This window comes from Desulfobulbus propionicus DSM 2032 (assembly GCF_000186885.1).
Taxonomy (GTDB): domain Bacteria; phylum Desulfobacterota; class Desulfobulbia; order Desulfobulbales; family Desulfobulbaceae; genus Desulfobulbus; species Desulfobulbus propionicus.
Map to the genome: position 1 here is coordinate 3,077,307 of NC_014972.1, position 22,385 is coordinate 3,099,691.

The following is a 22,385-nucleotide window of genomic DNA, read 5'->3' on the forward strand; positions in this document are numbered from 1 at the left end:
CGCATGTCCCTTACCACTCGTTCCGTCCCTGTTGCCGCCGCGATGACGGTCTGTCCCGATTGCGGCCTGATCCTGCGCTCACCCAGGCTGCGCCCCCATCTGGTGGCGGTCTGCCCGCGCTGCGCCCAGGCGCTGCGCCGCTACAGGCACAATCCTGTCCAGAAGGGGCTGGCCCTGAGCCTGACCGGCCTGCTGCTCTATCTGCCGGCCAACCTGCTGCCGCTGATGACCTTCTCGGTGCTCGGCATCGAGAGCCGCGGCTCCATTGTCCAGGCCTGCGGACACATGTTCGCCTCCGGCCAGTCTTTCATCGGCCTGATCGTGGCCCTGACCACCCTGGTCTTTCCGCTGGCCATTCTCTCCGGGCTGCTGCTGATCACCCTGGGGCTGTCGCGACAGCGCAAGGCGGCCTGGATGCCGGCCCTGTTCCGCAGCTATCACCATCTGACCGAGTGGGCGATGACCGATGTCTTTCTTGTCGGGGTGCTGATCACGATCATCAAGATGTCCCACATGGCCGCCGTCACCCTCAACCCCGGATTTTTCTGCCTGGTCGGCCTGGTGGTCACCACTGTGGCCGCGCAGACGGTGATCGATCCGCCGCTGTTCTGGTCACGGATGGAGGAGCAGGAACCGCAGCCCAGCCCCCTGCAAACACCTGCGGACGGCACCGAGCCGCAACCCGCCGATCTGCTTGCCTGCCACGGCTGCCACAAGCTGCTGCCCGCCGATTATCCGCAGCAAAGCGGCCGCCACCGTTGTCCGCGCTGCGGCCACACGCTGCATCCGCGCAAGCCCAACAGCATCAACCGCACCTGGGCTCTCTTGGCCACCGCCGCCATCCTCACCCTGCCGGCCAATCTGCTGCCGATCATGGAGGTCGATTATTTCGGCGTGCCCGATCGTTCGACCATCATGGACGGCATCATCTACTTTTTTCAGGAGGGCTCCTACGGCATCGGCCTGGTGATTTTCGTCGCCTCGGTGCTGGTGCCGCTGTTCAAGATCGTCGGCCTGGTGATCATTCTCCTGTCCATCCGCTACCGCTGGCAGAGCTGGCTGCGGCACAAGGCCATCATGTTCCGGGCCATCGAATTCATCGGCCGCTGGTCGATGCTCGATATCTTCGTCATCACCCTGCTCTGCTCGCTGGCCCAGTTCGGCTTTCTCTCGACCATCAGCGCCGCGCCGGCCGCCCTGTATTTCACCGGCGTCGTCCTTTCCACCATGTTCGCGGCCCTGAGCTTCGATCCCCGGCTTCTCTGGGATGCGGCCGCCGCCACCGAAACCCGTCAGTAACCCATGGAAAAACCTGTTATTCGTCGTCGGCGCAGTGTCTCCCCCATCTGGATCCTGCCGCTGGTCGCCCTGTGCATCGGCGCCTGGCTGCTCCACACCAGCATGAAGGAGGCCGGCATCGACATCTATGTCCATTTTGAGGACGCCACCGGCATCACCCCCGGCAAGACCAAGGTCATCGTCCGCGGCATTCCCGTGGGCACGGTCAAAAAATTGAATATCGACGAAGGGATGAAAGGCGTCAACCTGGTGATCAACATGGACAACCAGGTCCGTTTCGCCTTGGTGGAAGACACCGCCTTCTGGATCGTCAAGCCCGAGGTGTCGGCCGGACGGATCAGCGGCCTCGACACCCTGTTCGGCGGTTCGTACATCGGCATGCGTCAGGGCAAATCCACCACCCTGGCCAATCATTTTCAGGGCTTGCCCGAACAGCCCTCGGTCGACAGCACCACCCCGGGCCTACACATCACCCTGGAAACCGACACCCTCTACTCGTTGCAGCGCGGTTCCAACATCTACAGCAAAAACCTGCAGATCGGCTACGTGGAGGATTACCTGCTCCAGGACAACGGCACCATCCTGGTCAAGGCCTTCATCGAGGAACGGTTCGCCCACTTGATCCACACCGGCACCCGCTTCTGGAACGCCAGCGGCCTCAGCCTGACCGGCGACGTGCAGAGCGGCCTGAGCGTCAGCGTCGAGTCGCTGGCCTCGCTGATCTACGGCGGCATTACCTGCGACACGCCGCCGTCCCTGGAAACCACGGAACCGGCCACCAACAGCAGCACCTTCAAGCTGTACAAGGACTTCGAGGACGCCGAGTACGGCATCACCGCCACCCTGCAGCTGGCCACCGGCGAGGGCATTGTCGCCGGCAAGACCAAGGTGCTGTACCGGGGATTGAAAACCGGGGTGGTCAAGACCATCGACATCAACGACGACCAGTTCCACACGGTCACCGCCACCCTGCTGCTCGACCCGCGGGCGGAAGCCATTCTCAAGGAGACGACCCGCTTCTGGATCGTCCGCCCCCAGGTGCAGATCACCGGGGTCAAGAATCTGGAAACCGTGCTCACCGGCCCCTACATCACCTTCGAGATCGGCGAGGGCAAGCGGCGCGATACCTTTGTCGAGGAATCCAGCCCCATGGTCGCCTCGGCCACCCGGCCGGGTATCGCCTTTACCCTGGTGGCCCCGGACAGCGGCGGACTGACGGTGGGCGCCCCGGTGCTCTACAAGCAGATCACGGTCGGCGAGATCACCGGACTGGCGCTCGCCCCCAAGGGTGAGCAGGTGCTGGTGCGGGTACTGATCCACGAACCCCACGCCGATCTGGTCACCAAAAAATCCGTGTTCTGGAACGGCGGCGGGGTCAAGATCGATGCCAGCCTCAGCCGTCTTCAGGTCAACATGGGCTCGGTCCAGTCGCTGCTTGCCGGCGGCGTCGCCTTCGCCAATCCGCCGCTCAAGTCGCGTCCGCCGGCGGCCGAGGCGGAAAGCCGCTTCACCCTGCACGGGTCCTACGGCGAGGCCCTCAAGGCCGTGCCCGAGCTGGAGCTCAAGGGGCTGCGACTGCAACTGCGCACCGCCAAGGCACCGCCACTCAACGCCGGGGCGCCGGTGCTCTACAACAACATCCGGGTGGGCGAGATTTTGGGCTTTGACCTGGCCCAGAACCGGCAGGACACGGTCATCCAGGTGCTGATCAAGGACCACTACCGCGACCTGGTCACCGGAACCTCGCGCTTCTATACCTACTCCGGGGTCACGGTCAACGCCTCGCTCCAGGGGGTCAACCTGGAAACCGCGCCGTTCGACGCCCTGCTCAACGGCGGCATCGCCTTCTTCACCGAGGGCAAGGGGGAACCGGCTCGTGCCGACCAGACCTTTCCGCTGTTTGCCTCGCAGCAGGAAGCGCTCAATGCCGACGCCCTGCGCCTGACCCTTCATTTCCCGAGCGGCGAGGGCTTGGCCACGGCCACCGAGATCCGCTACCAGGGCATCACCATCGGCAAGGTGACTGATCTCAGCCTCGACCCGGCCAGCGGCGATATCCGCGGCGAAGCCAGCGTCGACCGGGAGATGGCGCGCCTGTTCCGCAAGTCCACCACCCTGCGCCTGGTGCGCCCCGAGGTCAGCCTCGCCGGGGTCAGTCATCTGGAAGCGGTAATCACCGGCGCCTTCATCGATGTCCGGACCGGGATGGGGGCACTGCAGACGGAATTCTCCGTCCTCCCCTTGGCCGAGGATACCTTCAAACCGGCCACCGGCCTGAACATCGTGCTCGAAACCGCCACCCTCGGCTCGCTCAAGCAGGGCAGTCCGGTCTACTATCGCCAGATCAAGGTCGGCCGGGTCACCGGCTACCGGCTGTCGCCCACGGCCCAACAGGTTTGGCTGGAGGTCAACATTGAACCGGACTACACCAAGCTGATCTATTCCGGCACCCGGTTCTACAACGCCAGCGGCATCAAGGTCAGCGGCAGCGTGCTCAGCGGCATGACCATGCGCACCGAATCCATGGAATCGGTGCTGGCCGGCGGCATCGGCCTGGCCACCCCCGAGGGCACGGAGATGGGGCCGCCCGCCTATCCGGGCCAGCATTTTCAGGTCAGCGAAACCGTGGACGAGGCGTGGCTCAAGTGGCAGCCGCCGCTGCCGCCGATGGTCGACAAAGCCGACAAAAAATCAGCCCCCGTCAAGAAGGGATCGTGAGGCGCCCATGCCGCTTGTCAATCTGCTGTTCGACCTCGATGGCACCCTGACCGACCCCAAGCTCGGCATCAGCCGGTGCATCCAGCACGCCCTGAGCGAACTCGGCGTCGACCCTCCCCCGGCGGACGACCTGGAATGGTGCATCGGCCCGCCGCTGCGCCACTCCTTCGCCAAGCTGCTCGACTCGACCGATGATGGCCTGCTGGAGCAGGCGGTCTTGTTCTACCGGCAACGGTTCGCCGAGGTCGGCCTGTTCGAAAACGCCGTCTATCACGGGATTCCCGAAGCCCTGGCCGGGCTGAACGCCGCGGGCTTCCGTCTGTTCCTCGCCACTTCCAAACCGCGCGTCTACGCGGAACGTATCCTGGCGCATTTCGGCCTGGCCGTCTATTTCGAAACCGCCCACGGCAGCGAACTCAGCGGCGCCCTCACCGACAAGCCGTCGCTGGTGCGGCACATTCTCGCCACCGAGGGGTTGCGGCCCGACCAGACCCTGATCGTCGGCGACCGCAAGTACGACATCATCGGCGGCAAAACCAACCACATCGGCACCGGCGCGGTGACCTACGGCTACGGCACCCTCGACGAGTTGACGGCCAGCGCCCCCGATGTTCTGGTCGATGCGCCCGACCATCTGCCGCTGGTGATGGACAGCCTGCGGCAGCGGCACCGATAACTTCGCCGCCACGGCCGCTCAACGCTGCCAGTCGAGCACGGCGGTGATCGGATAGTGGTCCGAGGGAAAAAGGTGCCCGTGGCATGAACGGTCGATCCGCGCCTCGGTCACCCGGAAATGGCTGGAGACGAGAATCCAGTCAATGGCCGCCTGCTCCTCCGGCCGGCCAAAGGCGTGAAAGGTGCTCTCGTTCCCGCCCTGCGGCGCAACCTGACGCAAGGCGTCGAGCAAATTCCCTCCATCAGTCAGTAACCGATAGGCATCGGAGCGTTTATCGGCGTTAAAGTCGCCGGTGACGATGCACGGCATCTCCCGGCAATGCCTGTCCAACCACTGCCGCAGGCACCGGGCGTCGCCGTCGATGGCCGAGGGCTCGTAATCGAAGTGGGTGTTGGCGTAGAGAAGCGTCTTGCCGGTCCCGCGACAGGCCAGTCGGACCCAGCTCACCGTCCGCGGGTAGTTGCTCCCCCAGCTCATGCTGCCGGGATCATCCGGGCTTTCGCTCAACCAGAAACAGCCGCTGTCGAGCAACGTGAAGGCCGAGCGACGAAACAGCAGGGGCGCCATCTCTAGGGCCGTGTCGCCTGGACCTTGCCGATGAACGCCCCAAAAATGGTACTCCGGCAGGCAGGCACGGACAAACTCGGCCTGGCCATCGTCGCGGCACTCCTGGAGCCCGAGCAGATCGGGGCCAAAGGCCCGAATCCTGTCCAAGGCGAAATGCTTGCGCCTGTTCCAGTGGTTGTCCCCGTCGTCAGCCAGGCCATAACGAATATTGAAACTCATCACCCTGATCATGGCCAGGATGCCCGCTCAGGCCGCCAGATCCCTGGCCCGGTCGAGGATGGCGCGTATGCCCGCCATCTGCTCAGTCCGGCCCAGGTCGGGAATGAATCCCTGCTCCACGCAGTCGCGGTAGCTCCATTCCGGGGTGGTCTCGGTGCGGTAGGTCCAGAAGAACCAGCCGGCGTATTTCTCGAAGGTCAGCAGTTGGGCCGAAGCGTAGCCGCGATAGGCCGCGGCCATCTGAAACTCGTCCATGGCCTCCAGGGCATGGTTGAAGGGGCCTTCCGCCCATAGCGACACCACTTTCAGATCCAACCCCAGACTCCATTCGCCGCAGTAGACCTGATAACCTGACTCGCGGATGATCTCGTCCGCCTCAAGGCGCAAATCCACGGCGCTCTTGCGGATGTGCCCGAAAATATCCATGTCGATGTCGTCGCGGGCAAAGCACTGATAGCGATGGATGTCGATGGCCACATTACGGAACGCCGGTTCCTGGAGAAATCCGGCATATTCGCGGAAATCGCGGAAGCCGTCGTGGAACACCACCGTGGTCCGCTCGGGCGGGCAGTGGCGGCGGATGCGCTGATAGGCCTCCAGGGTATAGCGCTTGAGCAGCTCGGTGGGGATGTCCCAGCGTGGTTCGTTGAGCGCCTGGATGCCATGCAGCGCCGGGTGTTCGCCGTAGCGCTCGGCCAGCCGTTCCAGCACATCCAGGGAGTGTTCGATATATTCCTCCTTGGTGTGCCACTCGCACACGCCGAGGATGCCGCCGTTGTCGAAGCCGTTCTGGCAGCCGGGCGCGGCATGGAGATCCAGGACCACCCGCAAGCCGAATTCCCCGGCCCATTCGAACACCTTGTCGACGATGTCCAACCCGCCCACCACGAAGGGATGGCGTGCCTCGCCGTAACTGCGGTGATAGGGATAGTCCTTGCCGAACAGCCAGTGGCCGAACGGCAACCGTACCGCGTTGACGCCGGCGCGGCGCAACCAGGCGAAGTCGTCGCGGGTGATGAAGGTGTTCCAGTGCTGGTGTAGGCGCCGGGTGGCCTCGGCCTCGCCCAGCTCGACACAGTACGAGGTTTCATCGGTGGCCTTGAGCCCCGCGAACAGGCTGGGGGTGATCCATTTCTCCAGCACCAGCCAGCCGCCGAGATTGACGCCGCGCAGTTTGTCGCCGTTTTCGTGAACCGTTGGAGTTGTCATGGGGGTTGCTCCTGAGGGTGTTTGTCAGAGAGCCAAACGGCGCGAGTAGAACGCGGAGCCGTTGGCGGTATGGGAAATCGCAATCAGGGTGACACCGGGAAGCTGGTCGCAGATCAGGCGCAGCATGCGTTCCTCGTCCTCGGGTTCCAGGGAATCGAAGGCCTCCTGAAGAAAGATCCACTGGGGCCGATTGAGCAGCAGGCGGACCATGCCCAAGCGCTGCTGCTCGGCCGGGGCCAGGGTGTGGAGCCAGTTTTCTTCCCGGTCGAGCTGACCGATCAGATGCTCAAGCCCCACCAGCCGCAACGCTTGCTCGATCTGTTCCTGGGTGAACACCCGCCGGGAGGAAGGGTAGCAGATGGCGTTGCGCAAGGTGCCGGTGGGCAGATGCGGCCGGGGCGGCATGAAAAAGAGGCGTCCCTGGCTGGGCAGTTCGATCATCCCCCCGCCCCAGGGCCGTATTCCGGCGATGGCCCGAAACAGTTTGGCCCCGGTGAAGGCGTTGCCGGTGAGCAGGACGTGTTCGCCCTGGTTGATCTCCATGGTGATCCCCTCGGCCTGGACCGATCCGTCGTATTTGACAATACTCAGATCGTGGAAGGCCAGCACCTGCCGGTCGGAGTTCTTTACCTGGATCAGATGCTCCGCTTTGGCCAGCTCCTCGTCGACGTTTTCCAGTGCCGTCAGCAGGCCCAGGATGCGTTCCACCGAGGCACGCCACTCGGCGATGCCGCCGGCATTGTTGACCGGCCAGGAAAGGGCTGAGGTCATGTGCTGAAAGGCCTGGGCCGATTGCATCAGCGCGCCCAGGGAAATTTTCCCCAGGATGTAGCGGGGGGCGGAAATGAGGATTGGGAAGGCCATGGACAGCACCGAATAACCGGAACCGAACATGAGGATGTTGCGCCATGCGGTGGTTTGCGCGTCCCAGATCACCCGTATCCGGCGGAACAGCTCACGGAACTGGTGCCGCTCGCAGCTCTCGGCATGAATCAGGGCAATGGCCTGGCTGTTATCCTGAGCTTCCAGCAAACTGGCGCGGAAGTCCGCCTCGGCCGACTGCCGGGCATTGGTGGCGCCGGTCAGCGGCCGGCTCACCAGCCAGCCCAGCCAGGAGGCCACGGCCGAGTAGAGAATGGCGATCCACACCAGATGCCCGTGGATTGGAATCGCGGCGAACCCCAGATCGAGCGTCACCACTCCGGAGCGCGACCAGAGCACTTCGGTGAAGCCGATCAGCAGCAGGATGGAGTAGAGCAACGAATGGGCCAGGACCACCGCCGACTCGGTGGCCACCCGGCAATCCTCGGCGATGCGGCCGTCGGGGTTGTCGTGTTCGCCCGGCAGATGGGTGATCAGGTAGTGGCGGCCGGCCTGCATCCAGCGGGAGTAGACGTGTTCGGTCATCCAGTCGCGCCAATATATCTGCAGGTTGCGTTTGACGACCAGATGCCAGCCAGTGAGCACCATGTCGCCGAGGAAAAGGAGCGCCAGCAGACCGGTCTGGGTCATGAGGCCGCTCATGGAATGCTGCTCCAGGGCGTTGAACAAGCCCGCACTCCACTGGGTGAGCAGCACCGCCATGACCATCTGCACCATGGTCAGCACGGCCAGGAGGACGGCGGCTTTCCGGATCATCCGTTTTCGGTTCGAGAACCAGAACAGCTTGCTCAGCCGAAGAAATTCAACAAAAAAATGGCGGGATGGAGGCATCTTGAATCAGGGGGGTTAGGAATACAGGGCGCCAGCCGACGACGGGGTCGCTGGCCGGCGCGCCGGAGTTGACCGCAGGGGCGGCGTGGGCCGGGCAAGGCAGCGGCGGGACAGGAAGCATGACCCGGTCATCGTCCGTGGCGCTCCAGAGTGGGCAGCGCATCGAGAAAAGCCCGGATCGTCTCGCCGTCAAAGCCGTTGTCCCGGATCACCTGCCGATAGAACAGGGCGCTGGGTTTTGGAGTGCGCTCGAAGGTCTGGAAATCCACCGCCACCAAGCCAAAACGGGGGACAAAGGAGGTCCATTCGTAATTATCCATCAGCGACCAGTAAAAATAACCGCGCGCGTCCACCCCGCGCTCCATCGCCTCGTGGAGCGCGGAAAGGTGCAACGCCAGGTAGACGATGCGGAAGCGGTCATCGTCACACGCGCAGCCGTTTTCGGTGATGTAGACCGGATAGTCGCGCAACCGCTCCAGGTTGGCGATCAACCCCTCGGGATACATCTCCTCCAGATAAAACCGCATGGGGATCATCTTCAGTTCCTTGTGACGGAACCGGCGGCCATCCAAACCGGCTTGGCGGGCGTCGACCATGTGGCGGGTGTAATAGTTGACGCACCAGCAATCGAGCGCGCCCTTGACCTCGGGGGCATACTCGGCATCCACGCCCGGATGGACCAGTTCCCCGGTACGCAGGGCATGGAAGAAGAACTCGTTGGTGACGAAGTCGGCAAGCCCGGTCATCCGCCGGTCCAAATCGTCATGAAAACGGCGCGGAAACCAGTGAATAAAGGCGTGGGCGCTGCTCACCGGGGCGGTGGAGTGGGTCTTGATCAACCGGTAGCCCAGGGCATGGACCCGCAGCATGTTGAACTTCAGCGCCGCCACCTCCGGTCCGGCGGTGAGCCCGCCCCATTGGTTGAACTCGTTGATCACGTTCCAGCCGCTGACATAAGCGCTGATGCGCGGCAGGAGAAAGGCGAGATAGCGCTCGAAGAAGCGGCGGTTGTCGGCTTTGGCAAAGCCCCCCAGCCGGTCGAACCACAGCGGATGGGTGAAATGGTGCAGGGTGACGAACACCTGGATGTCCCGGTCGACCAGGCGCTCCAGCAGATCGCGGTAATGAGCCAGGGCCTCATGGTCCCATCGTCCTTCCTCGGGCTCGATCCGGCTCCACTCGATGGACATGCGGTAGGCCCGGTGACCCAGGGCAGCGATCAATTCCACATCCTGGCGGTAGAGCCGGTAGTGGTCGCAGGCCTTGCCCGACGGGGCGCGGACCGCGCGGTTCGGGTCTTCCTGATAGAATTCCGGCAGCTGCTCCTTGTACCACGCCTGGGAATGGATGTTGTCGCCCTCGATCTGATGCCCAGCGGTGGCGCTGCCCCACACAAAGTGGTCAGGGAAGTGGATGGGCGGCAGGCTGAAGACGTCGTACATGACAAATACCCCTGGAGCATCTCGACACGCCGCAGCCGCTGGCGGCTATGCGGCGGAAAGAAATCGCTTTTCCGGCGGGCCGGCGGCCCCGGTCAACCTCACAGGGTCAGTTCCTATAAGAAACCAGGAGCACAGTCAACACCTTCTTGTGCTGGCCGGGAAAAAGGGAGCCGGCCCGCCCTTCTTCCATGCCGCCTCAGCCAGCGTGTGCCTTGGATGCTGCTGGTCCGCGCCAGCAAAGCCACCAGTTCGAGGAGGACCGCAGCGATGGGCAGAAACCTCATTTTCCTATTATCCCGATGTTTCTACGGATTCCAATAGACCAAAACTGCTTACATAGTGCGTACACGAACCCACAAAACAAAAAACCCTGCTTTCTTTCGAAAGCAGGGTTTCTATATATTGCCTGTAATGTACAGGACTTAGAAATGGTGGCGATGCAGGGAGTGGAGCTTTTCGACCCCTAAAAAGCCTATATTGCTGGAATCATTCCATTAAACAAAAGGGTTCAATTTCCCGTGTACCAATTTTGTGTACCTGAACCGTGTACCAGACCGAAAAAACAATGAATTATCAGTTAATTAACTTATTAACCGATTAAAAGCAAGGAAAATATCAATCAATCAACCTGTTGATTAACTACTTGATTTACCGTTATTATCTCTTGACAGTGACCATGGGTGCCGGTAGGATGCTGGGAAATTTCAACCCCTACAAGGAGCGCACCAAATGATCGAGATCAAGACCGCCGCAGTTGACGATTACGCCAACCAGCCCAGCACAGAAGAGCTTGTCCCAGGTGTCTACCGGGACCGTCAGACCGGTGCCGTCTATGTCAGCGATGGAAAGCAAACAATCCGCCTGGAGGTCACCGCTGAGTAAACCCGCCCCACCTTCCAGCCCCCAGGACCAAGGCCACCAGCAAAGGTGGCCTTTTTCATTTTTTTTTGGGCCAAATGGCACGGTTTTCCTATAGGTGAAGACTTTTTTTATTTTATCGAACAAAACAGAGGAAAATCGAACATGCTTACACTTCAGGGCCTTTCAATTCGCGAACGTCTTGTCAATTTGACAATGGAGTTTGAACTCCCATTGTCTACAATCACTCAAGAGCTTGAATGGCTTGACAAAGAAGAGACCGCACTTATCCAGCTTTCAGCGAAGTGCAAGGCGATTAACAGCGATGAAGACAAGAGCTTTACCGGTCGCAAAAAAGCCGTTGATGCAGCGATCCAGGAACAAATCAAACGCCTTGCCGGTCACGAAAGCAAGATTGCCGCTTTCGACAGATTTATCAAAGACGTTGACGCCGAAATCGTAAACATTTTGAGCCGTGCCAAAGGAAGGACCATCGTTCGTGATTTGACAGAAACGATGCTTTACGAGCTGAGACTACAGGAAATCCGCCGTTTGCTGATCGAAAAACAAAAAGATGCCCGCGAAGAGCTTGATGCCCGTATCGCCAGGGCAAAGAAATTTGAACTACCGCTTTCTGATGAAGAGCGCACCTTACAGAATGTAGCGCTCAGTCACGCCCTTGCAGCAGCGCAGAGCTACAATGCAGACACCGACCGGGCAAAGCTGATGCTCGTTGCAGTCGAGGACAGCCCCGTTGCAATGATCACCGCCGACGAACAGGCCCAGGTCGATCAAACCCTTGCCGGGCAGGTAGCCCAGCCCCGGCTTGAGGCCCAGAAAGCCGCCAGACTGAGAAAGGCAGCAACCGAGCTGATTTTGAGCCAGCTGGAGAAACTGAGCCGCCAACCTGAGCTTGTTGTTGAGGCCCGCCAGCAGGATCAGCCGCCTCTGTCCGATCAGCAGCGCGCTTTACTGGCAGCAGGTGTTCCCTTGGAACCCGTCAAGCCGCTTGAGGTCTGACCATGCAACCCGGCAAACGTGGGCGACAACTCAAGACGCCCAATGACGTAGGCAGAGCGACACGGGAGATTATAAACAAACTTGATACGGGTGTTATGTCACCTGACAAAGCCCAGGCCATTCTTGCAGGTTTGGCGCTGGCCTTCAGTGTAATGCAACGCGATTCCGGAGCCACTCCCGCAGGTAATCGGCAGCAAACAGCCTGAGTAATCGCTTTCGAGTGCTGGGGTGGTAGCCGATCCCTCCCAGCCTTTTTTTAGGAGAACCAAAAAATGGAAAAGAGAAAAGGCCGTACCAGCCGCCTTACCCGTGAGCTAATCAACGAGCTTGCCCACAACGTGGCACAAGGCTTTTCGTATAAGGTATCTGCTGCCCTGGCAGGGGTTGCCGAGAGCACTTTTTATTACTGGCTGGCCAAAGGGAAGGAATCGAAAAGCGGTATCTTCCTGGATTTTTTAGAGGAAATTAAGGTAGCGGAGCAAAAGGCCAAAGTGACCACCTTGGAGGCAATCAAAGAAATTGCCTATGGTGGCCGGATCATCAAGAAAATTCAGGAGCGCAGGGACGAAGAAGGACGGCTTATCGGAACTATTGAAACCACAGAGCAGCTTGCCCCCAGCCTGGCCGCCTGTTGCTGGATGCTTGAGCGAAGATGGCCCGAAGAGTTCGCCCCACGGTCAGCTCTGGAAATCTCCAACGGCAAGAATCCTTTTCAGTTTGCCGGAACCCTGTTCCAGCAGGCTGTTTTACCCGGATCAGCCGACCATGGCCCGGTAGACACCGACGACAGCGACGAATAGGCATAGCCCCGGCAGTGCATATAGCCATTGCATACAACCGCGAAGTCAACCCCTTCCCAGGACAGCGGAGCATTGCCGAGGGGGTAGGGTCAGAGGGGGTGCCCTGCCAATACCTTCAAGAAGGCCCACAGCAGGCCCTACAATCGACTTTTGGAGCTTGGCCTATAGGATGCCTTGCGTAGAAGGTAAAAAGGCCCTATATTGAGCCCTGGACCCATAAAACAAAAAAGCCCCATGCTCGATGATTGGCGTCGGAGAGCACAGGGCAAAAATGGAAGACACATGAACAATACTGCCTGCTTCAAAGATTGTCAAGCCCGCCTTAACTTTCCCACCCACCTGCCCACAGTTCCTTGTCTGTTGTACTCTATGACAATAGAGTACCCTATAGCTAAATAATTCAATCGTCACGATGAAACGGTTATTTAGCAAACTCTCCAGCCCCCAGAGGAAGGCTCTTTATTGCCTGACCGAAAATGTTGAACGTTTCGTTGGGCAGTACGGGAGGGACCGCGTAGCGGTCATGACCCTTACTTTCCCAGATCACTTAACAGACCCCAGAGAAGCATCGAAGCGGTTGAACTCTTTCATGAGTAATTTCCTTCGTGAAAGGATTGGCTCTTTTATCACGGTCAGGGAATTGCATGAAAGTGGTTCATGGCATTACCACCTTCTTGTTGCTTTCCAGGCCCCTATTTGCCTTGGTTTTCGATGGAAATACGCCAAGGACCACAAGGCTATCCCGGTATTCAAAACCGCAACCAAGGCCCTGAAAACGCTCTGGAGAGACATTCGTGAGGCCGCCCCAAAGTACGGTTTTGGTCGTTCAGAAATCCTTCCAGTCCGAACTGGCAAGGGTCTTGCAAAGTATTTCAGCAAGGTCATTCTCCAAAGAGCCCTGGACCCTGAACGATTCAAGGGTGTCCGCCTGGTCAGCTACTCCAGGAATTTCCTACGGTCTGTTGCCCGCTTCGCGTGGAATAACCCGTATACCCGAGATTTCCGCCGTAAAGTGAAACGGTTTGCTACCGAATTGCTTGGTATCACTGAGAAATTGACAGATGAGCCGCCGGATGTTGATTGGCTGAGTTACCTATTCCCAGCCTGGTTCTGGCGATACGGAAAAGTCATCGACGGCATTGACCGTATCCTTGCCCAGCCGGACCTTGCCAATATGTACCGGCACACCATCCAGCCCGCAGAGTTCTAATCCTTTCAGGAAGCCCCCTATCCGCCCCGTAGAGCAAGATTTAACCCTTGGCCTATACCTAATACCCATTGACCTTGTTTTTTGATTGTAGGCCGTTTCTGTGGAGCTTCATTGATGGTTGACAGGTGTTCTCCAGGTGTGTTACATAATATCAAACGTTCGTATGAAGGTTTGTAACATACCAGGGAGGAACGCAATGGAAGGCCGTTTTGTGACATATTACCGAGTGAGTACAGCCAAGCAGGGCCGGTCCGGTTTGGGCCTGGAAGCGCAGAAAGAGACGGTGACCCGCTACCTGAATGGCGGTAACTGGGAAGTGGTTGGCACATATACCGAGGTGGAAAGCGGAAAGCGGGATGACCGGCCCGAACTGGAAAAGGCGATCAGGGATTGTAAGTTGAAAGGTGCCCGGCTGTTGGTGGCCAAGCTGGACCGACTGAGCCGTGACCTGCATTTCATTACCAGCTTGCAAAAGGCCGGTGTGCCCTTCACCGTTGCCGAGATGCCGGACGCAACAGAGTTGACCGTGCACATATACGCCGCCATGGCCGAACATGAACGCAAGGTTATTTCCCAGCGCACCAGGGCCGCCTTACAGGCCGCCAAGGCAAAAGGAAAGAAGCTGGGGAACCCCTGCTTACAGCGTGGCGAGCAGATACCCGGCAGCGGTGCCCCTAAGAACGCCAACAAGGCCCGGATTGAGAAGGCCGACGACTTCGCCCGACAGATGGCCCAGATCATCCAGGAAATGCGCTCTGAGGGTGATTCACTCCGGGATATAGCCGACAGTTTGAATAATGCTGGGTACAGGACCGCACGGGGAAAGGAATGGCAGGCAGCCAGCGTGAAGCGTGTTCTTGACAGGGTGACACCGAGGGAACCCGAAATGAAAATGATTGTTATGGGTGATGCTGCACCAAAGTCTTTTGACGGAACCACCCCAAAAACCCATAACCTTCTTGATGCCCACAAAATTGTCAAACAATTCAACAAAGAGCATCGTGGCCTTAAGGCCGAGATCGGCGAAGTCATGTACAAGCAGGAGAGTTTTGTTGTCCTGGTTTTTGACACGAATGACGACAATCGGTTCTGGGGATACCTCTAAAAAAAAACCGAAATCATGGAGTGGTCCATATACCCTACGGGTATATGACCACCCATGTGCCACTCATTCAGCCCTTCACCTCTGGGAAATTCAACAAGCGAACCACTTCGTAAAGTGCCGCCAAAGGAAAAGCCTTTCCGTACCGCCCGGTTGAAATGTTCGGGTCAGAATGGCCCATAAGCTGGGCAATCTTCAGCGGATCAACCCCAGCCTGTTTCAAAGCATCGGCAAAGCAATGCCGGAATGAGTGAAAGCACTTGTTCGGTTTCCCGTCGCCCTTTTTGGTTCTTCCTATCCCCAGGGTTTTACGATAATTGGCAAACCAGCGAGAGAGCTTGTCCCCTGGCCCGTTTCCAGTGTCCCACGCTTCCGGAAATAGCCGTTCATGGCCCGCCGCCTTGGTCCGTGAAACATGGTCCAGGAAACCGCGCTGAATGATGACCGGGTGCAATGGTATTTCACGTTGAGAAGCCGTTGTCTTGAGCTTCCCAGCCTCTTTTGCAATACGGATGGCCCATAGCCCTGGTTCAGCCTCAAAAACGTCTTGAACGCGAAGCTGGGCAAGCTCCTGAGCCCTTGCACCGGTGTAGAGGGCAAGTAGGGTGCACCAATACTGAAATGGTTTGCGGATTTTCTCAGGGGTGAACCGTTCAGGGTCAAAGAGCTTGCCCAGGTCGTCCGAATCAAAGACCGCCCGTTCTTCGCTGGCCTTACTTTGAAGCCTCATTTTCAATCCCTCAAAAACATTCACCGTTGTGTATCCATGCCGGACCGCCCACAAGAAAAGGCTGGATGTCCTCTGAACCTTTTCATTGATGGTTCTGGGGTGCATCTTTGCACTGTCGGGGATGTTCATTTGAAGGAGTTGACGAACAGATTTACCGGCAAAACGACCTTTGGTCATATTTGAGGGCAGCTTGAGTAAAACTTCTTTGAAGGTGCGGGCTTCCTTGTGCCCAATGGCTGCTATATCGACATTCCCAAGGATTTGAGAAAGCAACTCATGAAGCGCTTTGTGTTCGTCGTGGGTTTTCTGAGTCCATGAGCCCTCAGTGACCTTTTCGGCCCGGTACTTTTCGGCGACCTTTAGCAACTTGCCCCCGGTTGATTCTTTGGCGGTCGAAATGGCTGTTGGTGCAGTGCTCTGGATGCTTCCGAGTAGTTGCCCGGCAACCTCTGCGTCCTTCTTGTCGCAACCCGTATCAATGACAACACCCTTGGCCTTGGCCCCACTGGGCAGGGTCAGTTCATCGAAAACGATCTTTTGTAGGGAGTCGTCTTTTTTGGCCGGTCGTTTCCGCTTCCGCATTGGTTCGCCCTTCTCCAGTTTCTCAAAATAATCTTGCAATTCCGAGTATAAACGATAGGCAACCGGGATTGCAACCCGCTTATCAGCAGTCCCCAGGCTACGCTTGATTTCAACTTTGCCGACGATGGCCTGAAGGTGGCCCGGAACCCGGAGCCGAAAATAAAGAAGACCGCTGGAAGGATGCCGCGAAAGAAAAGAAAATGCCCGAATCATGTACCACCCCTGTGTACCTGTTTGTGTACCAGTGAGGAATGATTCGGGCAATATATGTTGTAATCTCAACAGATTACAAATAAAATGGTGGCGATGCAGGGACTTGAACCCCGGACACTACGGATATGAGCCGTATGCTCTAACCGGCTGAGCTACATCGCCGTATCTCAAAAAGCCTACGGGCTTGAACCGGAGCAATATCTTAAAAATTTTTCCGTTTGTCAACAACAAAACTGTTGAGGGACAAGCCGCTTGTTGATTTTTGTGCAAAAAAAAAAGCCCTTTCCCGGCGAGGTCGACGGAAAAGGGCCAACGTACAGCGACAGTCAGCGCTGGACAGCGGGACGGATTACATCATGCCGCCCATGCCGCCCATGCCGCCCATGCCGCCCGGAGGCATACCAGCCGGAGCCTTGTCCTCGTCGGGCAGTTCGGCGATCATGCACTCGGTGGTCAGCAGCAGACCGGAAACAGAGGCCGCGTTCTGCAGCGCGGACCGGGTGACCTTGGCAGGATCGATGACACCGGCCTCGATCAGGTCTTCATATTTCTCGGTGGCGGCGTTGAAGCCCATGGGGCCTTCCAGGTTCTTGACATGCTCGACAATGACCGATCCTTCGCGACCGGCGTTGGCGGCGATCTGACGCACCGGCTCCTCAAGAGCGCGGCGGATGATGTTGATGCCCAGGGCCTGCTCGCCTTCGAGCTGCAGGTCATCGAGCACCTTGAGGCAGCGCAGGTAGGCCACGCCACCGCCGGGAACCACACCCTCTTCCACTGCGGCGCGGGTGGCGTTGAGGGCATCCTCGACGCGGGCCTTCTTCTCCTTCATCTCCACCTCGGTGGCGGCACCAACATTGATCACGGCCACGCCGCCGATCAATTTAGCCAAGCGCTCCTGCAGTTTCTCGCGGTCGTAATCAGAGGTGGTGTCCTCGATCTGGGCGCGAATCTGCTTGACGCGGGCGGCCAGCTTCTCTTTATCGCCGGCACCGTCGATGATGGTGGTATTGTCCTTGTCGATAACCACGCGCTTGGCGGTACCAAGGTCATTGATGGTGACGTTCTCCAGCTTGATGCCGAGATCCTCGGTGATCACCTGGCCGCCGGTGAGAATGGCGATGTCTTCGAGCATGGCCTTGCGGCGGTCGCCGAAGCCCGGAGCCTTGACCGCGGACACGTTCAGGGTGCCACGCAGCTTGTTGACCACCAGGGTGGCCAGGGCCTCGCCGTCCACGTCCTCGGCGATGATGCACAACGGTTTGCCCATCTTGGCCACGGATTCAAGGATCGGCAGCAGGTCTTTCATGCTGGAGATCTTCTTCTCGTTGATCAGAATCAGCGGCTCATCCATGCTCACTTCCATCCGCTCCGGATCGGTGACGAAGTAGGGAGAGAGATAACCGCGATCGAACTGCATGCCCTCCACCACGTCCAGCGAGGTCTCCATGGATTTAGCTTCTTCCACGGTGATCACGCCTTCCTTGCCAACCTTGTCCATGGCCTCGGCAATGATGTTGCCGATGGTCTCGTCGTTGTTGGCGGAGATGGTGCCGACCTGGGCGATTTCCTTCTGCTCCTTGGTCGGGCTGGCGATCTTGCGGAGCTCGGCGACAACGGCAGCCACGGAGGCGTCGATACCGCGCTTGATCTCCATCGGATTGGAACCGGCCGCCACCAGCTTGGCGCCTTCGGTGTAGATGGCCTGGGCCAGAACCGTAGCGGTGGTGGTGCCGTCACCGGCGACATCAGAGGTCTTGGAAGCGACTTCCTTAACCATCTGGGCGCCCATGTTCTCGAACTTGTCCTTGAGCTCGATCTCTTTGGCCACGGTCACGCCGTCCTTGGTGATGACGGGTGCGCCGAAGGATTTCTCAATCAGGACGTTGCGGCCCTTGGGGCCAAGGGTCACCTTGACGGCATTGGCCAGGGCGTTGACACCGGTCAGCATTTTCTCGCGGCCCTTGCCGCCGTATTTCAATTCTTTTGCAGCCATAATATGTGTATCTCCTTAATTAACGAATGGATGGATATCGTTTTTACGCCTGAACCACACCAAGGATATCATCCTCGCGCATAATGAGAAAATCCTCGCCGTCCAGCTTGACCTCGGTGCCGCCGTATTTGGAGAACAGCACGCGATCACCAACGGCCACATCCATGGCCACCCGCTCGCCGGCGTCATTGAGCTTGCCAGGGCCAACGGCGACGATCTCGCCCTCGGCCGGTTTTTCCTTGGCCGAGTCCGGGATAATGATGCCGCCAGCGGTTTTCTCCTCTCCTTCCAATCGTTTGACCAAGATGCGGTCATTCAATGGACGAATTTTCATGAGCATTCCTCCTGTTTGATTTTTATCGATAGTGAAATAAAAAAACGTTTGCGCCGATGGGGTAGTTTGGTTGTCCAACGGTCGGCTCAAACCGTGTGTATGGACGAAAACGAAGCTTCAGTCTTCAAACTGCGCAAAACAATAGGATTGGATTTTGAAAAATCAAGGGCGGGTTGGGCGAAAAAATTATCAGCCCAACCCGTTGAAATGAAAGGAATTTGAAAAACAGGAAGGAAAAAACCGGTGGCGGTTCAGCCAACCCGGACACGCCATTTGTGGGGGTCTTCCCGATCGCCGAACTGGATGGCCTGCAACTCGTCGAACAGCCGCTGGGCCAGCGGACCGGTGGTGCCGCCGTTGAGCTGGATGTGCTGGTCACGATAACAGAACTCGCCAACCGGCGAGATAACCGCCGCTGTGCCGGTGCCGAAACTCTCCTGCAGGGTGCCGTTCTTGCTGGCGGCGATCACCTCGTCAATGGTGATGCGGCGCTCGCTGACCGGGTACCCCCAGTCGCGCGCCAGCTGCAACACCGAATCCCGGGTGATGCCGGGGAGGATCGACCCCTCCAGCGGCGGGGTGATCAACTCGCCGTCGATGAGGAAGAAGATGTTGGAGGTGCCGACCTCCTCGATGTAGCGACGCTCGACCGCATCGAGCCACAGCACCTGGGTGTAGCCCTTGTCGTGGGCCTCGACCTGGGCCTTGACGCTGGCCGCGTAGTTGCCGGCGGTCTTGGCGTTGCCCACTCCGCCCGGCACCGCCCGCACGTACTGGTCTTCCACGTAGATTCTGGTCGGGGCAAAGCCTTCGGCATAGTAGGCGCCGACCGGACAGCAGATGATGAAAAACAGGTACTCCTCGGCCGGACGCAGGCCCAGGGCCGGTTCGGTGGCGATCATGGTCGGCCGGATATACAGGGTCGCTCCCGGCGTCTTGGGTACCCATTCCTGATCGAGATAGACCATGGCGCGCAGGGCCTGGAGAACGCGGTCCTGCGGAAAGCGCGGCATGCAGATGCGCAGGGCCGACTGGTTCATGCGGGTGAAATTGTCGGCCGGCCGGAAGAGGAAAATTTGGTCGTCCTTGCTGCGATAGGCCTTCATGCCCTCGAAAATGGCCTGCCCATAGTGAAAGACCATGGCCGCCGGATCGAGTTCGAAATTGCGATAGGGTTCGATGACCGCGTCGTGCCAGCCCTGCCGGCGGTTCCAGCGCATGGTAAACATGTGGTCGGTGAAGAACTGCCCAAACCCCAGACTGTTTTGATCCGGTTTCGGTTTCAACTGATCGGCCGATGCCTTGTGCAGCGTAACTTCAAGCTCCTTGTTGAACATCTTTTCACCTTGTGCTCGCCGGTTTGCTCCAACCGGTTTCGTGTTGTCTTGAACATAGATTGCGGGCCCGCGGATGCAGGAAAAAGCGGTGCTCTTCGCGCGCCGCCAGGCAGCCCTGACCGGTTGCCCACCCTTTCAACTCAAACCGCGACAATCCGGGGAGAATACTCCATAGACCTCTTTGGCACAAGCGGCGCGCGCCCATTTCGGCGTAAATTTCGCCAATCACCCGACAGCCGCGGCCTTTTTTCCTGCTCGTGGCGGCCGACAACGATCAGGCCGTGGTTGATGACCGCAAGCCCGGCCAGAGCCGGTGACAGCCTCAGGCAAAGGCTCGGCAACAATGCGGCATCGCAAATTTTTACAGTCTCTTCTCCATGCGGTTAAAAAATTTGACAACCCTCTCCGGTGGTGAGTGAATAGGCAAGAGGACCATTCATTCTTCGTCCCAGCAACGACCACACCGGACATGGCCCCCACCATGGCGGTTTCTGGCTTGTTTTCATGTCGTTGTTGGGCCGCTCACCCATTCATTGCACAAGAGGTAGGTATGTTGAACAATTTCAAAGTGGGAACCAGGTTGTTTTTCGGATTCGGACTGGTCATGGCGCTGCTGCTGCTCGTGGGCGGTTACGCGATCAAATCGATCAAGGGTTTGGACGAACAGATCGAGCTGGTGGTCAACGACCGGATGGTTAAGGTCGGTCTCACCCAGGACGTCATGGACCATGTCAACATCATTGCCCGCGCCCTGCGCAACGTCCTCATCGATGACAGCAAGGACCGGCAAGCGGCCGAATTCAACCGCATCGCCGAATCGCGGAAAATCGTCGGGGAACGCGTCGAGGAACTGAACAGAAAGATGTCGACCGACAAAGGCAAGGAACTGATCAGGAAGGTTATCGACGCCCGCGAGCCCTATGTGCGCCAGACCGAATCCTACATGGCGTTGATCAAGGAGGGACAGATCGACCGGGCCAAGAAAATGCTGCTGTCCGAGGTCCGGGACGCACAGGGCGCCTACATAACGACAATCCAGGAAATTTGCACCTATATCGAGGAGGTGGCCAAGAAAGACGGAGAAAAGGCCGAGGTTGCCGCCAACACGGCCACACGCACCGTTGCCGTGCTGATGGGCATCGCCCTGGTCTTGAGCGCGGTCCTGGCCGTTATCATCGCCCGCGGCATCACCATTCCGGCCCACGCCTGTACCGCGTTCTTGCAGATGCTGGCGCAGAACGATTTTTCCAAGGATGTGCCGGAACTGTTTCGGGCGCGGCGCGACGAATTCGGCACGCTTGCCAACGCCACCCAAGCCATGGTGAACAACACCCGCCAATTGCTCAAGGACACCCTGCAGGGCGTGCAGGTGGTTGCCACCTCCTCCAACGATTTGGCCGCCGTTTCCAGGCATCTGACCTCGGCCGCCAAGGACACCGCCGACAAATCGGGCGCCGTCGCCGCCGCCGCCGAACAGATGAACAGCAACATGCAGTCGGTCTCGGCCGCCATGGAGCAGTCGTCCAGCAACGTCAACATGGTCGCCTCCTCCACCGAGGAGATGACCGCCACGGTCAACGAGATTGCCCACAACGCCGAGAAAGCGCGCTCCATTTCCGAGGGCGCGGTCAAACAGTCCCGCCAGGCCACGGAAAAAATGACGCTCCTGGGCGAGACGGCGCGCAAGATCGGCCGGGTGACCGAGACCATCACCGAGATCTCCGAGCAGACCAATCTGCTGGCGCTCAACGCCACCATCGAGGCGGCGCGCGCCGGCGAGGCGGGCAAGGGATTCGCGGTCGTCGCCAACGAGATCAAGGAACTGGCGCGGCAGACGGCAGACGCCACCGTGGACATCAAGAACCAGATCGGCGGCATGCAGACCACCACCGCCACCACGGTGGAAGATATCGACCGCATCTCCCAGGTTATCACCGAGATCAACAGCGTCATCCAGGGGATCGCCACGGCGGTGGAAGAGCAGTCGGCCGCCTCGAGCGAGATCAGCGGCAATATCGCCCAAGCCTCCCAGGGCATTGCCGAAGTCAACGAGAACGTTGCCCAAAGCACGGTGGTCATTGCCGACATGGCCCGGGACATTGCCGGCATCAATCAGCAGGCGGCCCAGGTGGGAGAGGGCAGCGGGCAGGTGCAGGTGAGCGCCCAGGGTCTCTCCGAAATGGCAGCCCAGCTGGATGCCCTGGTGAAAAAATTCAAGGTCTGATTCTTCCCATTCCCCGGCGGAGTCGCTCCAGGCTCCGCCGGGCCCGTTTTCGCCACCCGCAAGCACCCCTCCTTCGACCCGTCTCTCCCCCATCAGCGCCGGCAACCGTCAACGTCAGACAGGTGCCGGCGAACCA

The 22,385-nt window shown here is 59.1% G+C and carries 18 protein-coding genes and 1 tRNA gene; 10 read left to right on the forward strand and 9 right to left on the reverse strand.

The features are described 5' to 3' along the window. Positions 1-3 precede the first annotated feature (3 nt). Genes DESPR_RS13425 through DESPR_RS13435 form a run of 3 tightly spaced genes read left to right on the forward strand, consistent with a single transcriptional unit; the run spans position 4 to position 4,693 of the window. Positions 4-1,299: a paraquat-inducible protein A gene (locus tag DESPR_RS13425; protein ID WP_015725338.1), complete on the forward strand. Its 1,296-nt coding sequence runs from the start codon at positions 4-6 to the stop codon at positions 1,297-1,299. Positions 1,300-1,302: 3 nt separating this feature from the next. Beyond that, the gene (locus tag DESPR_RS13430; RefSeq protein ID WP_015725339.1) at positions 1,303-4,017 is read left to right on the forward strand and encodes a PqiB family protein; all 2,715 of its coding nucleotides are present in this window, start codon (positions 1,303-1,305) and stop codon (positions 4,015-4,017) included. A 7-nt stretch (positions 4,018-4,024) separates the two neighbouring features. Continuing rightward, positions 4,025-4,693 (forward strand): HAD hydrolase-like protein, encoded by a 669-nt coding sequence (locus tag DESPR_RS13435; RefSeq protein ID WP_015725340.1) that lies wholly within the window; start codon positions 4,025-4,027, stop codon positions 4,691-4,693. An 18-nt stretch (positions 4,694-4,711) separates the two neighbouring features. On the opposite strand, the gene DESPR_RS13440 is transcribed toward DESPR_RS13435, so the two are convergent. From DESPR_RS13440 to DESPR_RS13455, 4 genes are all read right to left on the reverse strand, one after another. Further along, positions 4,712-5,479 (reverse strand): endonuclease/exonuclease/phosphatase family protein, encoded by a 768-nt coding sequence (locus tag DESPR_RS13440; RefSeq protein WP_169701624.1) that lies wholly within the window; start codon positions 5,477-5,479, stop codon positions 4,712-4,714. 27 nt (positions 5,480-5,506) lie between these two features. Further along, positions 5,507-6,688, reverse strand: a complete 1,182-nt coding sequence (locus tag DESPR_RS13445) for a glycoside hydrolase family 5 protein (protein ID WP_015725342.1) — start codon at positions 6,686-6,688, stop codon at positions 5,507-5,509. 24 nt (positions 6,689-6,712) lie between these two features. Then, a complete protein-coding gene (locus DESPR_RS13450; protein WP_218918249.1) occupies positions 6,713-8,326 on the reverse strand; it encodes an ABC transporter ATP-binding protein/permease in 1,614 nt (537 codons plus the stop codon). Between the two features lie 203 nt (positions 8,327-8,529). Next, complete coding sequence (locus DESPR_RS13455) at positions 8,530-9,843, reverse strand: glycoside hydrolase family 1 protein (protein WP_015725344.1); 1,314 nt, start codon at positions 9,841-9,843, stop codon at positions 8,530-8,532. Positions 9,844-10,572: 729 nt separating this feature from the next. Between DESPR_RS13455 and DESPR_RS18585 the strand changes: the two genes are divergently transcribed. The 5 genes from DESPR_RS18585 to DESPR_RS13480 all read left to right on the forward strand — a co-directional run bounded on the left by DESPR_RS18585 (position 10,573) and on the right by DESPR_RS13480 (position 14,836). Then, the gene (locus DESPR_RS18585) at positions 10,573-10,725 is read left to right on the forward strand and encodes a hypothetical protein (RefSeq protein WP_015725345.1); all 153 of its coding nucleotides are present in this window, start codon (positions 10,573-10,575) and stop codon (positions 10,723-10,725) included. 45 nt (positions 10,726-10,770) lie between these two features. Further along, the gene (locus DESPR_RS13465; protein ID WP_169701625.1) at positions 10,771-11,721 is read left to right on the forward strand and encodes a hypothetical protein; all 951 of its coding nucleotides are present in this window, start codon (positions 10,771-10,773) and stop codon (positions 11,719-11,721) included. 272 nt (positions 11,722-11,993) lie between these two features. After that, a complete protein-coding gene (locus DESPR_RS13470; protein WP_015725347.1) occupies positions 11,994-12,521 on the forward strand; it encodes a hypothetical protein in 528 nt (175 codons plus the stop codon). Between the two features lie 523 nt (positions 12,522-13,044). Then, positions 13,045-13,731: a rolling circle replication-associated protein gene (locus DESPR_RS13475; RefSeq protein ID WP_425513473.1), complete on the forward strand. Its 687-nt coding sequence runs from the start codon at positions 13,045-13,047 to the stop codon at positions 13,729-13,731. Positions 13,732-13,927: 196 nt separating this feature from the next. After that, complete coding sequence (locus tag DESPR_RS13480; protein ID WP_015725349.1) at positions 13,928-14,836, forward strand: recombinase family protein; 909 nt, start codon at positions 13,928-13,930, stop codon at positions 14,834-14,836. Between the two features lie 67 nt (positions 14,837-14,903). Here DESPR_RS13480 and DESPR_RS13485 read toward each other — a convergent pair whose 3' ends face one another. From DESPR_RS13485 to groES, 4 genes are all read right to left on the reverse strand, one after another. Then, positions 14,904-16,358 (reverse strand): site-specific integrase, encoded by a 1,455-nt coding sequence (locus tag DESPR_RS13485; protein WP_015725350.1) that lies wholly within the window; start codon positions 16,356-16,358, stop codon positions 14,904-14,906. Positions 16,359-16,443: 85 nt separating this feature from the next. Further along, positions 16,444-16,520 (reverse strand) — tRNA-Met (locus tag DESPR_RS13490). Positions 16,521-16,707: 187 nt separating this feature from the next. Continuing rightward, on the reverse strand, positions 16,708-18,354 hold the full coding sequence (gene groL / locus DESPR_RS13495) for a chaperonin GroEL (RefSeq protein WP_015725351.1): 1,647 nt from the start codon (positions 18,352-18,354) through the stop codon (positions 16,708-16,710). Positions 18,355-18,397: 43 nt separating this feature from the next. Further along, entirely contained in the window at positions 18,398-18,688 is a 291-nt protein-coding gene (gene groES, locus DESPR_RS13500) for a co-chaperone GroES (protein ID WP_015725352.1), read from the reverse strand. Between the two features lie 15 nt (positions 18,689-18,703). Here groES and DESPR_RS18590 point away from each other — a divergent pair, with 15 nt between their 5' ends. Then, the gene (locus DESPR_RS18590; RefSeq protein ID WP_169701627.1) at positions 18,704-18,910 is read left to right on the forward strand and encodes a hypothetical protein; all 207 of its coding nucleotides are present in this window, start codon (positions 18,704-18,706) and stop codon (positions 18,908-18,910) included. Positions 18,911-18,939: 29 nt separating this feature from the next. Here DESPR_RS18590 and DESPR_RS13505 read toward each other — a convergent pair whose 3' ends face one another. After that, complete coding sequence (locus tag DESPR_RS13505) at positions 18,940-20,025, reverse strand: branched-chain amino acid aminotransferase (RefSeq protein ID WP_015725353.1); 1,086 nt, start codon at positions 20,023-20,025, stop codon at positions 18,940-18,942. A gap of 550 nt (positions 20,026-20,575) precedes the next feature. Here DESPR_RS13505 and DESPR_RS13510 point away from each other — a divergent pair. Next, a complete protein-coding gene (locus DESPR_RS13510; protein ID WP_015725354.1) occupies positions 20,576-22,249 on the forward strand; it encodes a methyl-accepting chemotaxis protein in 1,674 nt (557 codons plus the stop codon). Positions 22,250-22,385 lie beyond the last annotated feature (136 nt).

Excerpts from the sequence above, each read along its gene's own strand:
- groES (WP_015725352.1), bottom strand. The coding sequence starts at position 18,688 with ATGAAAATTCGTCCATTGAATGACCGCATCTTGGTCAAACGATTGGAA.
- DESPR_RS13430 (WP_015725339.1), top strand. The coding sequence starts at position 1,303 with ATGGAAAAACCTGTTATTCGTCGTCGGCGCAGTGTCTCCCCCATCTGG.
- DESPR_RS13425 (WP_015725338.1), top strand. The coding sequence starts at position 4 with ATGTCCCTTACCACTCGTTCCGTCCCTGTTGCCGCCGCGATGACGGTC.
- groL (WP_015725351.1), bottom strand. The coding sequence starts at position 18,354 with ATGGCTGCAAAAGAATTGAAATACGGCGGCAAGGGCCGCGAGAAAATG.
- DESPR_RS13435 (WP_015725340.1), top strand. The coding sequence starts at position 4,025 with ATGCCGCTTGTCAATCTGCTGTTCGACCTCGATGGCACCCTGACCGAC.
- DESPR_RS13480 (WP_015725349.1), top strand. The coding sequence starts at position 13,928 with ATGGAAGGCCGTTTTGTGACATATTACCGAGTGAGTACAGCCAAGCAG.
- DESPR_RS13440 (WP_169701624.1), bottom strand. The coding sequence starts at position 5,479 with ATGAGTTTCAATATTCGTTATGGCCTGGCTGACGACGGGGACAACCAC.
- DESPR_RS18585 (WP_015725345.1), top strand. The coding sequence starts at position 10,573 with ATGATCGAGATCAAGACCGCCGCAGTTGACGATTACGCCAACCAGCCC.
- DESPR_RS13485 (WP_015725350.1), bottom strand. The coding sequence starts at position 16,358 with ATGATTCGGGCATTTTCTTTTCTTTCGCGGCATCCTTCCAGCGGTCTT.
- DESPR_RS13470 (WP_015725347.1), top strand. The coding sequence starts at position 11,994 with ATGGAAAAGAGAAAAGGCCGTACCAGCCGCCTTACCCGTGAGCTAATC.
- DESPR_RS13450 (WP_218918249.1), bottom strand. The coding sequence starts at position 8,326 with ATGATCCGGAAAGCCGCCGTCCTCCTGGCCGTGCTGACCATGGTGCAG.
- DESPR_RS13505 (WP_015725353.1), bottom strand. The coding sequence starts at position 20,025 with ATGTTCAACAAGGAGCTTGAAGTTACGCTGCACAAGGCATCGGCCGAT.
- DESPR_RS13510 (WP_015725354.1), top strand. The coding sequence starts at position 20,576 with ATGTTGAACAATTTCAAAGTGGGAACCAGGTTGTTTTTCGGATTCGGA.
- DESPR_RS13445 (WP_015725342.1), bottom strand. The coding sequence starts at position 6,688 with ATGACAACTCCAACGGTTCACGAAAACGGCGACAAACTGCGCGGCGTC.
- DESPR_RS13455 (WP_015725344.1), bottom strand. The coding sequence starts at position 9,843 with ATGTACGACGTCTTCAGCCTGCCGCCCATCCACTTCCCTGACCACTTT.
- DESPR_RS13475 (WP_425513473.1), top strand. The coding sequence starts at position 13,045 with ATGACCCTTACTTTCCCAGATCACTTAACAGACCCCAGAGAAGCATCG.